This window comes from Micromonospora zhanjiangensis (assembly GCF_042650605.1).
Lineage (GTDB): Bacteria > Actinomycetota > Actinomycetes > Mycobacteriales > Micromonosporaceae > Micromonospora_J > Micromonospora_J zhanjiangensis.
In genome coordinates this window covers 56,551-70,852 of sequence record NZ_JBHSBN010000012.1, presented here as the reverse complement: position 1 = coordinate 70,852, position 14,302 = coordinate 56,551, and the positions used below count along the sequence as shown (strand labels likewise).

Annotated in this window: 8 protein-coding genes and 2 pseudogenes; 7 read left to right on the top strand and 3 right to left on the bottom strand. The window is 72.4% G+C overall.

The features are described from left to right. Positions 1–103: 103 nt before the first annotated feature. The 3 genes from sbnA to ACFOX0_RS18575 are packed head-to-tail and all read left to right on the top strand — an operon-like array spanning position 104 to position 3,097. Positions 104–1,099 carry a 2,3-diaminopropionate biosynthesis protein SbnA gene (sbnA, locus tag ACFOX0_RS18585; protein WP_377547512.1) on the top strand — a complete coding sequence of 332 codons (996 nt, stop codon included), beginning with the start codon at positions 104–106 and terminating at the stop codon, positions 1,097–1,099. A 6-nt stretch (positions 1,100–1,105) separates the two neighbouring features. Continuing rightward, positions 1,106–2,110, top strand: coding sequence for a 2,3-diaminopropionate biosynthesis protein SbnB (gene sbnB, locus ACFOX0_RS18580; protein ID WP_377547510.1), 1,005 nt, complete (start codon positions 1,106–1,108; stop codon positions 2,108–2,110). A 39-nt stretch (positions 2,111–2,149) separates the two neighbouring features. Beyond that, positions 2,150–3,097: an ornithine carbamoyltransferase gene (locus tag ACFOX0_RS18575; protein ID WP_377547507.1), complete on the top strand. Its 948-nt coding sequence runs from the start codon at positions 2,150–2,152 to the stop codon at positions 3,095–3,097. A 173-nt stretch (positions 3,098–3,270) separates the two neighbouring features. Here ACFOX0_RS18575 and ACFOX0_RS18570 read toward each other — a convergent pair whose 3' ends face one another. Further along, a complete protein-coding gene (locus tag ACFOX0_RS18570; RefSeq protein ID WP_377547697.1) occupies positions 3,271–4,242 on the bottom strand; it encodes a TauD/TfdA family dioxygenase in 972 nt (323 codons plus the stop codon). 233 nt (positions 4,243–4,475) lie between these two features. On the opposite strand from ACFOX0_RS18570, the gene ACFOX0_RS18565 reads away from it, so the two are divergent. The 4 genes from ACFOX0_RS18565 to ACFOX0_RS18550 all read left to right on the top strand — a co-directional run bounded on the left by ACFOX0_RS18565 (position 4,476) and on the right by ACFOX0_RS18550 (position 11,602). Beyond that, complete coding sequence (locus ACFOX0_RS18565; protein WP_377547505.1) at positions 4,476–7,922, top strand: amino acid adenylation domain-containing protein; 3,447 nt, start codon at positions 4,476–4,478, stop codon at positions 7,920–7,922. A gap of 306 nt (positions 7,923–8,228) precedes the next feature. Continuing rightward, entirely contained in the window at positions 8,229–10,892 is a 2,664-nt protein-coding gene (locus tag ACFOX0_RS18560; RefSeq protein WP_377547503.1) for an ATP-binding protein, read from the top strand. Positions 10,893–10,933: 41 nt separating this feature from the next. After that, a complete protein-coding gene (locus ACFOX0_RS18555) occupies positions 10,934–11,158 on the top strand; it encodes a hypothetical protein (protein ID WP_377547500.1) in 225 nt (74 codons plus the stop codon). Between the two features lie 66 nt (positions 11,159–11,224). Then, the gene (locus tag ACFOX0_RS18550; RefSeq protein WP_377547497.1) at positions 11,225–11,602 is read left to right on the top strand and encodes a hypothetical protein; all 378 of its coding nucleotides are present in this window, start codon (positions 11,225–11,227) and stop codon (positions 11,600–11,602) included. A 155-nt stretch (positions 11,603–11,757) separates the two neighbouring features. On the opposite strand, the pseudogene ACFOX0_RS34370 reads toward ACFOX0_RS18550, so the two are convergent. Both ACFOX0_RS34370 and ACFOX0_RS18545 read right to left on the bottom strand, forming a co-directional pair. Continuing rightward, a pseudogene (locus ACFOX0_RS34370) lies at positions 11,758–12,477 on the bottom strand (dienelactone hydrolase family protein); the annotation flags it as partial. Between the two features lie 138 nt (positions 12,478–12,615). Next, a pseudogene (locus tag ACFOX0_RS18545) lies at positions 12,616–14,109 on the bottom strand (endo-1,4-beta-xylanase); the annotation flags it as partial. Positions 14,110–14,302 lie beyond the last annotated feature (193 nt).

Here is a 14,302-nt window from a genome sequence, read left to right as displayed (position 1 = left end):
TGGCGTACGTTGATCGCGGAACGACAATCGTCGGCCGGAATCGCCGGCGGGGACAGCCATCAGTCGTGCGGCCTTGAATCGACATTTATCGGGGTTGACATCGATGATATACGAGCACGCGTACGAGATAATTCTGGACGATGTCTTCCTCCACCTCACCGGCGTGGCCGAGCACCTCGACCTCTATCTGAAGATAGAGGGCCTCAATCCGGCCGGGTCGATAAAGCTGAAGACGGCCCTGAACATGGTGAGCGATGCCGAGCGGAAGGGGATCCTGGCCCCCGGCGGGCGGCTGGTCGAATCCTCGTCGGGCAGCCTGGGCGTGGCGCTCGCGATGGTGTCGGCCGAGAAGGGCTACCACTTCCTCTGCGTCACCGACCCGAACACGTCCCCGCAGTGCGTGGCGGTGATGCGCGCGCTGGGCGCCGACGTGGTCGGGGTGGACCGGCTGGACGCCAGCGGTGGGTACCTCGGCACCCGCATCTCCTACATCGAGCAGTTGCTCACCGAGGATCCGGACCTGGTGTGGCTGAACCAGTACGCGAACCCGGCGAACTGGTTCGTGCACGACCGGTGCACGGCCACCGCGATCACGGCCGAACTCTCCGACATCGACTTCCTGTTCGTCGGCACGGGCACCTCCGGCACGCTGATGGGCTGCGTCAGCCACTTCCGGACCGCCTCGCCGGACACCCGGATCGTGGCCGTGGACGCGGTCGGATCGGTCAACTTCGGGTTCCCGGCGGCGCGTCGGTACATCCCCGGGATCGGCGCGAGTCGCCGGCCCGAGATCTTCCGGCCGGGGGTCGTGGACGAGGTGGTCCTGGTGCCCGAGGCGGACACCGTCCGGGCCTGCCGCTGGCTCGCCCGCCGGTACGGGCTGTTCGCCGGCGGCTCGACCGGTTCGGTCGTCTCGGCGATCCTGCGCCGCGCGCCCGACCTGCCGGCCGGCTCGCGCGTGGTGGGCATCTCCCCGGACCTCGGCGACCGGTACGTGCAGACGATCTACGACGACGTCTGGGTGACCGAGCGGTTCGGCGCGGCCTGCCTGATCCCGGCGACCGACGACCAGCCGCGGCTGTCCCCGCTGAGGAGTTGACTCGCCGTGTTCCCCTTCCACCTGATGGGCGGCCCGGACATTCGGGCCGTCGTCGAACGGTCCCGGCCGCAGCTCGTCGACCGGGTGCGCGAGACGTACCTGGCGCATCATCGCGGCGAGACGGTGAACCCGAACAGCTACTTCCTGCGTTTCCCGGAGAAGCCGAACGCGCGGATCATCGCCCTGCCGGCGTTTCTGCGCGGCGATCCGGGCGTGGCGGGCATCAAGTGGATCGCCAGCTTCCCCGACAACATCACGCGCAACGTCCCGCGTGCCTCGGCCGTGCTGGTGCTCAACGACTTCGCGACCGGGTATCCGTTCGCCTGCCTCGAGGCGGCGCAGATCAGTGCCGCCCGGACGGCGGCCTCGGCCGTCCTGGCCGCGGAGCGGATCCACGGTTCCCGCACGGCGGACCGGGTCGCGGTGATCGGTGCCGGGATCATCGCCCGCACCGTCCTGGAGTTCCTGGCGTCGCTGCGTTGGTCGATCGGGCGGGTCGCCGTCCACGACGCCGTCCCGGGCTACGCCCGGCGGTACGCCGAGCATGCCGGTTCCCTGGGCTACCCGGCGTCGGTGGCCGACACACCGACCGACGCGGTGACGGGTGCCGACATCGTCCTGTTGGCCACGACCGCCACCGAGCCGTACCTCCTCGACGTGGGGATCCTCGCCGCGGGACAGACCGTCCTGAACATCTCCCTGCGCGACCTGGGACCGGACGTGGTCGCCGCCGCTTACAACGTCGTCGACGACGTGGACCACTGCCTCACCGCCGGCACCTCGGTCCACCTGGCGGAGCAGAAGTTCGGCCACCGCGACTTCATCGACGCCACCCTGGCCCAGCTCCTGCTCGACGAGGAGACGCCGGGCCGGGACAAGCCCCGCGTCTTCTCGCCGTTCGGGCTCGGCGTGCTCGACCTCGCCGTGGGCCTGGAGGTCCTCGCCGCCGGTCGCCGCGCCGGCCGGGTCACGGCGGTGCCGGAGTTCTTCGGAGAGGTCGAACGATGGTAGCGATCCCCTGGCCAGCGAGCCCGAGAGGCGGGATGCCGGATGGCGGACGACGGTAGCGCGCGGCACCTGATCTCCCTGGACGACCTGACCGACGGGGCGGTGCGGGACATCGTCGAGCGCGGAGCCACGATCGCGCGGCGCGCCGCCACGGCGACCGGTGCGACGGGCTCCGGCCTGGCCGGGACGGTGGTGGGGATCTACTTCCGCCGCACCTCGACGCGGACCCGCACCGCGTTCACCTCCGGCGCGCTCCGGCTCGGCGCCGGGGTCATCGCGTACGGGCCGGGTGACCTGCAACTCAACACCGGCGAGAGCAGCGAGGACACCGGGCGGGTGCTGTCCGGGATGCTCGACGTGCTGGTGGCGCGCACGGCCGACGACCCGGCCGAGATGCGGGTCTGGGCCGGACAGCGCCGGATGGCCGTGGTCAACGCCATGAGCGCCGACGAGCACCCCACCCAGGCTCTGGCCGACCTGACCACCCTCACGCTGCGGTTCGGCTCCGTCGAGGGCCTGCGCGTGCTGTACCTGGGCGAGGGCAACAACACGGCGGCCGCGCTCGCCCGGGGGCTCAGCCGCTACCCGGGAGCGCGGCTGGAGTTGCGCACCCCGCCGGGGTACGGCCTCGCGCCCGAGGTCCACCGGCGCGCGGCGGCCACGGCGGCGCGCGGCGCGGTGGTCCGCGAGCGGCACGACCTGGCCGACCTGCCGAGGGACGTCGACGTGGTCTACACCACCCGCTGGCAGACCACCGGAACCAGCAAGCCCGACCCCGACTGGCGCGCGGTGTTCGCGCCGTTCCGGGTGACGGCGGAGGTGATGGAACGCGCCCCGAAGGCGGTGTTCATGCACGACCTGCCCGCTCACCGGGGCGAGGAGGTCAGCGCCGAGGTCCTCGACGGACCGGCCGCCATCGCCTTCGAGCAGGCCGAGAACAAGATGTACAGCGCGATGGCGGTGCTGGAGTGGTGCCGTGGTGCCTACTGACGACGCCGCGACGGCGCACCGTCCGGGGGTCGTACCGCCGCGGCTGCGCCGGCCCGCTCGCCGCCGATCCCGGGGCGGCCGGCGCGGACGCCGGCGACGCCCCGGAGCACGGCTGAGGCTTCGGGCGGACCGGCCCGGGACCGGCCCGGCGAACCCCGCGAGAGCCGGGAGACTCAGGACAGCACGGCGCCGTCGGCGGTGCGGCGGCCACGGGTACGGCGGTTGTCCAGATGCACGAACACCCGGTGCAGCCACCGGTCGTTGCCGTCGTAGCGGGGCCGGAACGCGACCCGCCCGTGCACCACCAGTCGGTTGTCCAGGAAGACCATGTCGCCGGGACGGAGCACCAGGTCGCACCGGACCCGCGTCAGCGCCGCGCGGAGCGCGGCCAGCGCCCGGTCCGCCTTGTCGTCCAGCGCCGAGGTGGCGTGGAAGTCGACGCAGAGGTCCGGGTCGTCCTCGCTGCCGCTGAGCACCGGATGCGGTTCGGACTCGCCCGCCGACCGGAACGACGGCGGCGTGGCGGTGACGAACCGCGCCTCCCGCAGGACCGTCCGGCTTCCCTCGTCGAGCAGCGGGAAGGCCCGACGCACGGAGGCCACCTGGGTCCCCACCCGGTCCTCGTGGGCGGGGCGGAGGCAGAGCAGCCCGACGTAGTGCGGCCGGTCGGGGTGGAACGCGTTCTCGGTGTGGAACTCCAGTCGCACCGAACCGCCGTTGCTCTGCGACGTCGCCAGCGACGGCACCGGGACGACGTTCTGCACCATCGCCCCGTGCTTCTCCTCGCGGTACGCGATGACCTCACCCAGTTGCAGCCCGACGAGCATGGCGATCGTCGCGGGGACGGTGGCCACCCGCTCGACCGAATCCGGCACGGTCGGGGTGGGCGGCAACGCCTCGGCCCCGACCGGAAGGTTGGTGATGGTCAGCCGGCCGTCAACGCCGGCGTCGTACCGGAAGCCGCGGATCGCCGCCAGCAGCCGGGGCGGCAGGTGGCATCCGTCCAGCCGGGCCCTCGCCTGCCAGGCGGCGTCGTCGACGCCCGCCGACCCGGCCCGGGCCAGGCGCGCCACCACGGCGGACAGCCTCGACCGCTCGTCCTCGGTGAGCGCCAGGTCGCGGAGTCCGGCGCTCTCACCTGTCATGGAAGTCACGGCGATTCTCCATTCCCTCGAACCGGCGAGGGCGCACCTCAGGCAGGGACCGCGGCGGCGGCACGAACCGCACACCGCCGCGGTGGCGCGACAATTCTCGCCACCCGGGACCGACGCCGACCAGGCACGCGGACCGGCAATTCGCCGGCCGGGATGTTGCCTGCCGAATGCCTGGTCCCGCCGCGGCGCGCGGGTCAGTCTTCATCCGTGGGCCGAGGTGGACGATGACCGCGCTGATTCCCGCGTCCTTTCTGGAGCGGGTCCGGCAGCATCCGTCGGCGCCCGCCGTGCGGCACGACGGCAGCGGAGTCACCTACCGGGAGCTGGCCGACGCGGCGTGGCGCGTCGCCCGGGGACTAACGGCCCGGGGGGTGCGGCCGGAGTCGCCGGTCGGGGTGCTGGTCTCCCCCGGTCCACACCTGGTCGCCGCGCTGCTGGGGATCTGGCTCGCCGGCGGCTGCTACGTGCCGCTCGACCCGTTCGCCCCGGCCCGACGCCGGCGCGAGGTGGTCACCCGGGCCGGCGCCCGGATCGTCCTGACCGACCCGCCGCGCCCCGCCGACGGGGAACCGGCGCGGGACGCGGCCGACGGGGATCTCCCGCCGGGCGTCCTGCGCTGCGACGTCGGCGAACTGGTCGGCACGGGCGACGCCACCACCCCGCTGCCGGGACGGCTGACGGGACCACGCCAGGCCGCGTACATGATCTTCACCTCGGGTTCGACGGGCGCGCCCAAGGGCGTCGTCGTCGAGCACGGGGCCATCGCCAACCGGGTGCACTGGGCAGTACGCGCCCTGCGGTTGTCCCGCGACGACCGGGTGCTCCAGAAGACCCCGCTGACGTTCGACGCGGCCGGCTGGGAGATCTTCGCGCCGCTGCTGCGCGGCGCCGCCGTCACGTTCGGCCGGCCCGGGGCCGGTCGGGACACCGCGGAACTCGTTCGGTCAGTCCGGGAGGAACGGGCCACCGTGGTGCAGCTCGTGCCCACCATGCTGCGGCTGCTCGCGGTCGAACCCGAGCTGGACCGCTGCGACAGCCTGCGCCTGATCTGCTGCGCCGGGGAGCCGCTGCACGCCGAGCTGTGCCAGCGGGTCCGCGAGCGGCTCGACGTCGAGATCCTGAACACCTACGGCCCCACCGAGTGCGCCATCGACGCCCTGGCCGGACCCTTCGACCCCGCGCAGCGGCACGGCCCGGTGCCGATCGGGCGCCCCATCGACAACCTGCGTCACCTGCTGCTGCCGCCGGACGTCGGGGTCACCGAGGACGGGTCGGCGCGGGAGTTGTACCTCTGCGGCGCCGGGGTCGGCCGCGGATACCACGCGGACGCCGCGCAGACCGCGGAGCGGTTCCTGCCGGATCCCGACGGCCCGCCCGGGGCGCGGATGTACCGGACCGGAGACCTGGTGCGGGTACGCCCCGACGGCGCCCTGGAGTTCGTCGGCCGGGTCGACGCCCAGGTCAAGATCAACGGGGTACGGATCGAGCCGGGCGAGGTCGAGGCGGTCCTGGAGACCCATCCCGACGTGATCGAGGCCGCGGTCCGCGCGGTCACCGACCGGCACGGCATCCGCCGGCTCGCCGCCTGGGTGGTCACCTCCCGCGAGGACGCGGTCGACGAGTTCCTCGGTCACCTGCGTGACCGGCTGCCGCCCAGCGCCGTGCCGGCGTACCTGGGCCGGTTGGCCGCCCTGCCCCGCACGACGAGCGGCAAGACCGACCGGTCCCGGCTGCCCGAGCCGGACTGGCCGGCCCCGGCGGCTGCGACGACGGACCCGCCGACGCCCGGCACCGCCGGGGAGCAGATCGTGATCGCGGCCTGGCAACGGTTGCTCGGCGTCCCGCACGTCGGCCCCGAGGACGACTTCTACCGCCTCGGCGGGCACTCGCTGCTGATGACCCGGTTGCTGGCGACGCTGCGCGAGCTGTCCGGACTGGACCTGGACTTCCGGGAGCTGAACCTGGCGACGACCGTGCGCGAGCAGGCCGAGCTGCTGCGCCGGGCCCAGCAGGCAGCCCCGATCGGGCGGCTGCCGGCCGGGGCGCGGCTGGCCCTGTCGTACACGCAGGAACGCTTCTGGGTGCTCGACCGGATGAATCCCGGCAGCCCGGAGTACCTGTTCCCGATGCTCGTCCGGCTCGACGGCGACACCGGCGCGGCGGTGGTCCGGGAGGCACTGGCCCGCCTGATGGCCCGCCACGACGTGCTGCGCACCGGCTACCGGATGGACGCCGACGGGCTGCGGGCCGTCGTCGAGCCCGCGCCGGACGTGCCGCTGCGCACCGTCGAGATGGCTCCCGCCGAGGTCGGCAAGGTCGTCGCCGCGGACCTGGGCACCGGCTTCGACCTCGCGGTGGCGCCCCTGTTCCGGGCGACCCTGGTCCGCGACGGTGGGCCCGGCCAACTGCTCGTGCTGGTCTGCCACCACATCATCTGCGACGGCTGGTCCACCCGGATCCTCGCCGACGAACTGCGCGAGACGATCGCCGCGATCGGGCAGCGGCGGCCCACGCACCTGACGGAGCTGCCGATCCGGTACGTCGACGCGGTCGCCTGGCTCCGGTCACGGCTGACCGGGGACGTGCTCGCCGAGCAGATCGGATACTGGCGGCACACGCTGCGCGACCTGCCCCCGCTCGACCTGCCGATCCGGGGCGAGCGTCCCGGGCAGCGCGGCATCGAGGGCGGCGCGGTGCGCTTCGAGTTCCCCGCGACCGACGTCCGCGAGCTGCTGGAGACCGGTCGACAGGCCGGGGCCACCCCGTACGTCGTCTGCCTGACCCTGTGGATCGTGCTGCTCGCGAGCGCGGGCGCCGGCTGGGACTTCGGCGTCGGCGCCCCGCACTCGGGGCGGACCCGACCGGAACTGCACGACCTGGTCGGGTTGTTCATCGACGTCGTGGTCGTCCGCGCGCGGCTGACGCCCGAGCTGACCTTCGCCGAGGCGTTGACCCGGGTCGAGCGGACCCTGCGGGAGGGCCTGGACCATCAGGCCGCACCGTTCGAGGCCGTCGCCGACGCCCTGGTGCAGCCCCGGGACCCGGCGCGGACGCCGCTGTTCCAGACCCTGGTCACCATGGCCGGGGACGGCCTGGTGGGCCAGCACTGGCAGGAGGAGGACCTCGACCTGCTGGCGCAGGCGTGGACGGTCGCCCGTACCGATCTCGCGCTCACCGTCTGGCCTCAGCCCGACGGGCGCTACCTGGGCGCCATCGAGTACGCCTCGGCGCTCCACGACCGGGCGACGGCGGTCACGCTGGCCGACCGGTTGCGCACGCTCGCCGCGCGGTTCGCCGCCGACCCGGCGCTTCCGGTGGGGACGGCGGGCCCCGACCCGGCGTCGTCGGCGGCCACGGCCACCGGCACGCCCGCCGATCGCGCCGCCGCGGCGGCACCGGCGACGCCGCTGGCACCGCACCAGGCGACGATCCTGGGGTTCATCCGGGACCTGCTCGGGCGGGACGACATCGGCCCCGACGACGACATCCTGGAGCGTGGCGGCAACTCCCTGCTGGCCGCGCGGCTGCTCTGGAACATCCACAGCGTCTTCGGCGTCGAGCTGCCGATGCGGGCGTTCTTCGACCGGCCCACCGCCGTCGGCCTCGGCAGCGAGGTCGAACGTCTGGTCCGCGCCGAAATCGACGGCACCGGGGACGCCGACGAGGGCTGATCCGCACGCCGTCGGCGCCGAGTTACGCGCGCCGACCGACAACGTACGACATCACTATCCCTTTTGGATGGTCCTGCCAACCGGTGCGTCGCTTTCTGCTCCGCCGTACGGTTGAATGCCGCCCGGGAGGCCCGTCGCGCGCTTGTCGGTCTCCACCACACCTTCTAGTGTCCAAACCGGATGGCTCCCCGCGGCCGGACGGTGACCCATGCCGACCGCGGCGGTGACGTGCCGGTGACACGCTGGCCCGGGAGTCAGCGTCGGTCGTCGGCGTGCCGGACGGCACCGGACATCTGGGAGATGTGGATGACCACGGGCGCCGCGGATGAGCTGCTGCGCCGGTACTGTCAGGACCTGCACACGCTGTGGCGACAAGCGGGCGGGCCGAGCCTGCGGACCCTGGGCGGGTCGGTCGGGCTGAGCAAGAGCCAGGTCGGCGCCGTCCTCGGCGGCCAGATCCGCCGCCCACCCGACTGGGACGTGGTGAAGTCCCTGGTGGGCGCGTTCCACCAGTACGCCAAGGAACACGACCGGCTGCGGCACGTCTCGCTGCGTACCGGGATCGAGGAGTTCTGGCGACCCCGGCACGCGATGCTCGAGCAGGCGTTCCGGCACCGCCGGACGACCGACCCGAAGGCGCCCGCCGCGGACCGGCAGCCGCCGCGGCCGGCGCCGGCCGCGCCACCGGTGCCGAGGCCGGTGCCGCGGCAGTTGCCACCGGCGGTGCGCTGCTTCACCGGCCGGGACACCGAGCTACGGGCCCTGACCGCGCTGCTGGAGCTGCCCGCCGAGGACGGCGACGCCGTGGTGATCTCGTGCCTCAACGGGACGGCCGGCGTCGGCAAGACCGCGCTCGCGGTGCACTGGGCCCACCAGGTCGCCGACCGGTTCCCCGACGGGCAGCTCTACGTCAACCTGCGCGGGTACCACCCCGAGCAGCCGATGGGCGCCGACGAGGCGGTGACCGGCTTCCTCGACGCGCTCGGGGTGCCGGACCAGGACCTGCCCCGGGACCTCGACGGCCGTTCCGCCCGCTTCCGCACCGAACTCGCCGGGCGGCGGATGCTGATCGTGCTGGACAACGCCTCGTCGGTCGAGCAGATCCGTCCGTTGCTGCCCGGCACCGGTCGGTGCCTGGTCCTCGTCACCAGCCGCGACAGCCTGGCCGGGCTGGTCGCGGTCGACGGGGCCCAGCGCCTCGACCTCAGCACGCTGCCGCTCACCGACGCGGCGGTGCTGTTGCACCGCCTGATCGGCTGGCGCGCCGAGGTCGAGGCGGACGCGGTGCAGGCCCTCGCGCGGCGCTGCGCGCAGCTGCCGCTGGCGTTGCGGATCGCGGCGGAGCTGGCCGGTCGCCGCAGCGAGGCACCCCTGGCGGAGCTGCTCGCGGAACTCGCCGACGGGCAGCGGCGGTTGAACCTGCTGGCCACCGGGGACGATCCGCACGCCGCGGTCACCGCCGTCTTCTCCTGGTCGACGCAGCACCTGCCGGCCGAGGTGGCCCGCACCTTCCGCCTGCTGGGCCTGCACCCGGGCGCCGACCTCGACGGCTACGCGGTCGCCGCGCTCGCCGGCACCGGTCTGGCGGCGGCCCGCGACACGCTCGACCTGCTCGCCCGCGCCCACCTGGTGCATCCCACCAGCACCGGGCGGTACGGGATGCACGACCTGCTGCGCGCGTACGCGGTGAGTCTGACTACCGCGCTGGACGGCGACCGCGACCAGCGGGCGGCGCGGGACCGGCTGTTCGACTACTACCTCGCCGCCACCGCCGACGCCGTCGCCGGCCTCTACCCGGCCGAGGTGACCTCCCGGCCCAGGGTGGCCCCGGCCGCGACGCCCAGCCCGGACCTCAGCGAACCGCACGCCGCCAAGCGGTGGTTGGACACCGAGCGGTGCACCCTCGTGGCGGTGGCCCGGTACACCGCCACGCACGGCTGGGCCGGCCACGCGATCCGGCTCTCGGTGCTGCTCTACCGCTACCTCGACGGCGGGCACTACGCCGACGGCCTGGCCGTCTACCAGCACGCGCTGCACGCCGCCCGGCAGGTCGGCGACCTCGTCGGGCAGGCCCACGCGCTGGCCGGTCTCGGCAACACCGAGCAGCGGGTGGGCCGGCCCGAGTCGGCCGCCGAGCACCTCCGGCAGGCGATCGAGCTGTTCCGCCGCTCGGGGGATCCCGTCGGCGAGGCCACCGCTCAGAACAGCCTTGGTTTCCTCCACTTCGAGCTGGTCCGGTACGACTCCGCCGAAAGTTGTTTCGGGCGGGCGCTGACCCTGTTCCGGCAGACCGCCAACCTGACCGGCGAGGCCCTCGTGTGCAACAACCTCGGCCTCGTCCACCGCCGACGGGGCCGGCACGAGGCCGCCGCCGAGCACCATCGGCGGGCCCTGGAGCTGGCCCGGCGGACCCACGACTGGACCGCGGAGGCCCTGGCGCTGGACTGCCTCGGCCTCGTCGAACAGCAACTGGGCCGGCACCGGGCCGCCGCCGACCACCACCAGCAGGCCCTGGTGCTGACCCGACGGTACGGCAACCGGCGGGGCGAGGCACACGTGCTGGACAACCTCGGTACCGCTCAGGTCGGACTCGGCGCCCCCGAGCGGGCCCACCGGTACTTCGAACAGGCGCTCGCCATCTTCACCGAGATCGGTGACTACGGTGGCCGGGCCTCGGCGCTCAACGGCCTCGGCGAGGCCACCCACGCCAGCGGGCAGCCGGCGACGGCCCTGACCCACTTCATCGCGGCGCTCAGCGCCGCCACGATAGCCGGCGCCCGTCACCAGCAGGCCCGCGCGCACACCGGCCTGGGGCACGCCCACCACACCCGCGGCGAACCCGGCCGGGCCCACCACCACTACGAGTACGCCCTGGCCCACGCGGCCGACCTCGAACTGGCCGAGGCGGAACGCATTCGCTCCCACGTCACCGCGCTCGCGGATCACGGTCCGGTCAACCGGACGACCTGACCCTGCGCCCGGCCGAGCGGGTCTCCGCGCCGTGGGCAGCGGTGCGGGACAGGGACAACGCGTACGGGTTCGCCGCCTTCGAGGTGGATCCGGGCACCGAACCCGGCGGCCGGACGTCGATGCGGGTCACGTACTACGCGGTGGCCGGCGCGTCCGGCGGCCTCACGCCGGCCGACCGGTTCACCATGATCCGTTCCCGGCGCGACGGCTGGGCCTCCTCGCCGCGGCCGGCACGTGCCGCTGACCGTGACGTGCAAGGGAACTGAAAGCGGGCCTCCCTAGCCTGGGCGTCATCGCGATCGCCACGCCCACAACAGGAGGAGAACACAGACATGCCCAGCCGACTCGGAAAGGCACTCGCCAGCGTCGCCCTGGCCGCCGCCTTGGTCGGGGTGTCCGCGGGCCCGGCGCACGCCGCGCCGACGGTCACGACACCCACGGCGTCGTCCGCGCACACCGATTTCTGGTACTACGGCTGCTACTACGGGTACGCCTGCCTGGAACTGCGGAACCAGAACCAGCCCAACCCGTTCTGGAACGTGGAGCACTGCGGCGACAACGGGATCCGCGACTATTACTGGTGGGCCAAGGCCTCCGGCAACCCCTTCACCGTCTACTACCAGGACGGCCGGTGGGACTATGTCGCCGCCTGGTCGCAGCGGACGCTCGACCAGAACAACCTGGCCGTCATGGTGCGCGTGCACTGCTGACGGTCCGGCCCGGCGCTGCAGCGGCCGGCGACCCGCGGGTTCCCCTCGCGGGACGTCACCCGACTGAACAGACCGTGGTGTGGCGGCATCGTCGCCGCCACACCACGGGCACGGGTTACGTTCCGGATCCGGTTCGGACCCGACAGGGACGCTCCTCAGGCGGTCGGCACCAGCGAGCACCTGACGCTGGACCGCGAGACGCCCGTGGTGTCCTTCACCGACGGGCACATGAACTGGGAGTAGCGGGTGTCGTTGTCGACGAAGATCTTCAGCCACGAGATCTGGCTACGCAGCTCGATGTCGTTGGCCCGGGTGAAGTAGAGATGGTCGGCGTTGGCGAGCATGAAGTAGGCCCCGGGAACCGACGCCGGCAGGCTGGGGTACAGACCGTCCAGGTAGGACGGGGTGACGGTGCCGTCGTTCTGGCCACCGACGATCAGGGTCGGCACCCGGTCGCCGGACAGGTCCCCGGAGGGCTTGTACGGTGCCAGTCCGATCGCGGCCTTCAGTGACGACCGCTGGCTCGCCGCGTAGAGGGCACCGCCGCCGCCCATCGAGTGGCCGATGACGGCCAGCCGGTTACGGTCGACCCGGTCGCGCACCGCGCTCTGGTTGACCAGGTAGTCCAGTCCGGCCAGCAGTTGGGTGCCGCGGGCGGTGTCGAAGTCGTTGAGGCTGTTGGTCTCGATGCCGATCACGACGAACCCGAACGACGCGAGTCGTGGACCCATCCACGCCTCCTCGTTGGCGAACTTGGCGGTGTAGCCCGGCACGATGGCGACCGCGCCGTAGGTCTGGCTGGTGTCGGTCGGGTAGTAGATGAATCCGCCGTTGAAGCCGTTCCCGGGCGACACGGTCAGCTGCGCGGTGGCGAACGGTCCGTAGGTGGCCGCGACACTGGCGACGGTAGGATCGGGACCACGCTGGTACGGGTTGCCGCCGGGCGGCGGCGTAATCGGCGGCGTGGTGGTGGGCGGTGCGGTCGTCGGCGGCGTGGTCGAACCGCCGCTGAACTGCCACTGCTGGTTGGTCTGTCCGTGACAGTCGTAGATCTGCACCTGCTGTCCGTTCCCGGTGCCCCAGACGTCCAGGCAGCGGCCGGACTGCACGCCGCTGATGGTGCCGTTGGAGTTGATGTTCCACTGCTGGTTGGTCTGGCCGTTGCAGTCGTAGATCTGGATCGCGGCGCTGTTGCCGGAGCCGGCCGCGTCGAGGCACTTGGTTCCGTACACCTGCAGTTGCTTGCTCGACGTGTACGTCCACTGCTGGTTGGACTGGCCGTTGCAGTCGTACAGCTGCACCCGGGTGCCGTTGTTCTGCGAGGCGTTGGGTACGTCGATGCACCGGCCCGACTGGACACCGACGATCCGGCCGGCACCACCGCTCGGCGGCGGCGTCGTGGGGTTGCCGGTCGGCGACACCGTCGGCGAGCCGGTCGGTGAGGTCGTCGGTGAGCTGGTCGGGCCGGGGCCGGCGGCGTTCAGGGCGTTGAGGACCGAGGTGTACGCGGCCTTCTTGTTGCCGCCGCCGTCGAAGAGTAGGGGGCTTTCGTTGGAGCGCCAGGAGTCGCTGTCCCGCACACCCCAGACGGTGATCCCGATGCAACGCTGGACGTTCATGCACGCCTGGGTCAGCCCGGCGTACTGGGTGGTGGAGGAGTTCGTGACGTCCACCTCGGTCAACGCCACGTCCACCCCGAGCGCGGCGAAGCTGGACAGGGTGGTCTGGAAGTTCCCGGGCAGCGAGCTGCCGCCGGTGAAGTGGGTCTGCAGCCCGACGCAGTCGATCGGCACACCACGGGACTTGAAGTCCTGGATCATCCGGTACACGCCCTGGGTCTTGGCGTAGGACCAGTTCTCGATGTTGTAGTCGTTGTAGCAGAGCTTCACACCCGGGTCGGCTGCCTTGGCGGTGCGGAAGGCGACCTCGATCCAGTCGTTGCCGGTGCCCTGCAGGTTGGAGTTGCGGCGGCTGCCGTCCTCGTTGAACGCCTCGTTCACCACGTCCCACGCCGCGAGCTTGCCCTTGTAGTGGGCCATCACACCGTTGATGTGGTTGATCATCGCGTTGCGCAGGGTATTGCCGGACATCCCCTGCATCCAGCCCGGCTGCTGGGCGTGCCAGGCCAGGGTGTGGCCGCGGACCTTGATGCCCCGCTGGGTGGCCCAGTCGTAGATGCGGTCGCCGGCGGAGAAGTTGAACTGGTTCTGGTTCGGCTCCGTCGCGTCCGGCTTCATCTCGTTCTCGGCGGTGACCATGTTGAACTCACGCGCCGCGATCGTGGTGTAGGTCGAATCCCCCAGGCGACTCGCGGCGATCGCGGTACCGAAGTACCGGCCAGACTGGGCCGCGGCGGCACCCAGCGTGGTCGCCGCGGCGTCGGCGTTCGGGACCATGACCAGGACCGTCAACGCGGTGCTCAGGCTGACGGCGCCAGCCAGGAGGGCTTTACCAGGCCATCGCTTTCGCCAGGTATCGCCATTGTGCACAGGCAGGATCTCTGCCATCCCGGCCTCCTTCGGGTTGGTGTCCGGCATGTGGCGAGCGCAGCCACGCGATCACATAGGGGTATGTGAATGTTTGGCCGATGTTGCCAAACCGTTGCCTGGGCCGCAATGATTTCCGGAACTTTCCGGAAGCCGAACCGGATCCGTTCCGATGGTCAGGGTCCGTTCCCCCGGGCCGCGATTTCCGCGTACG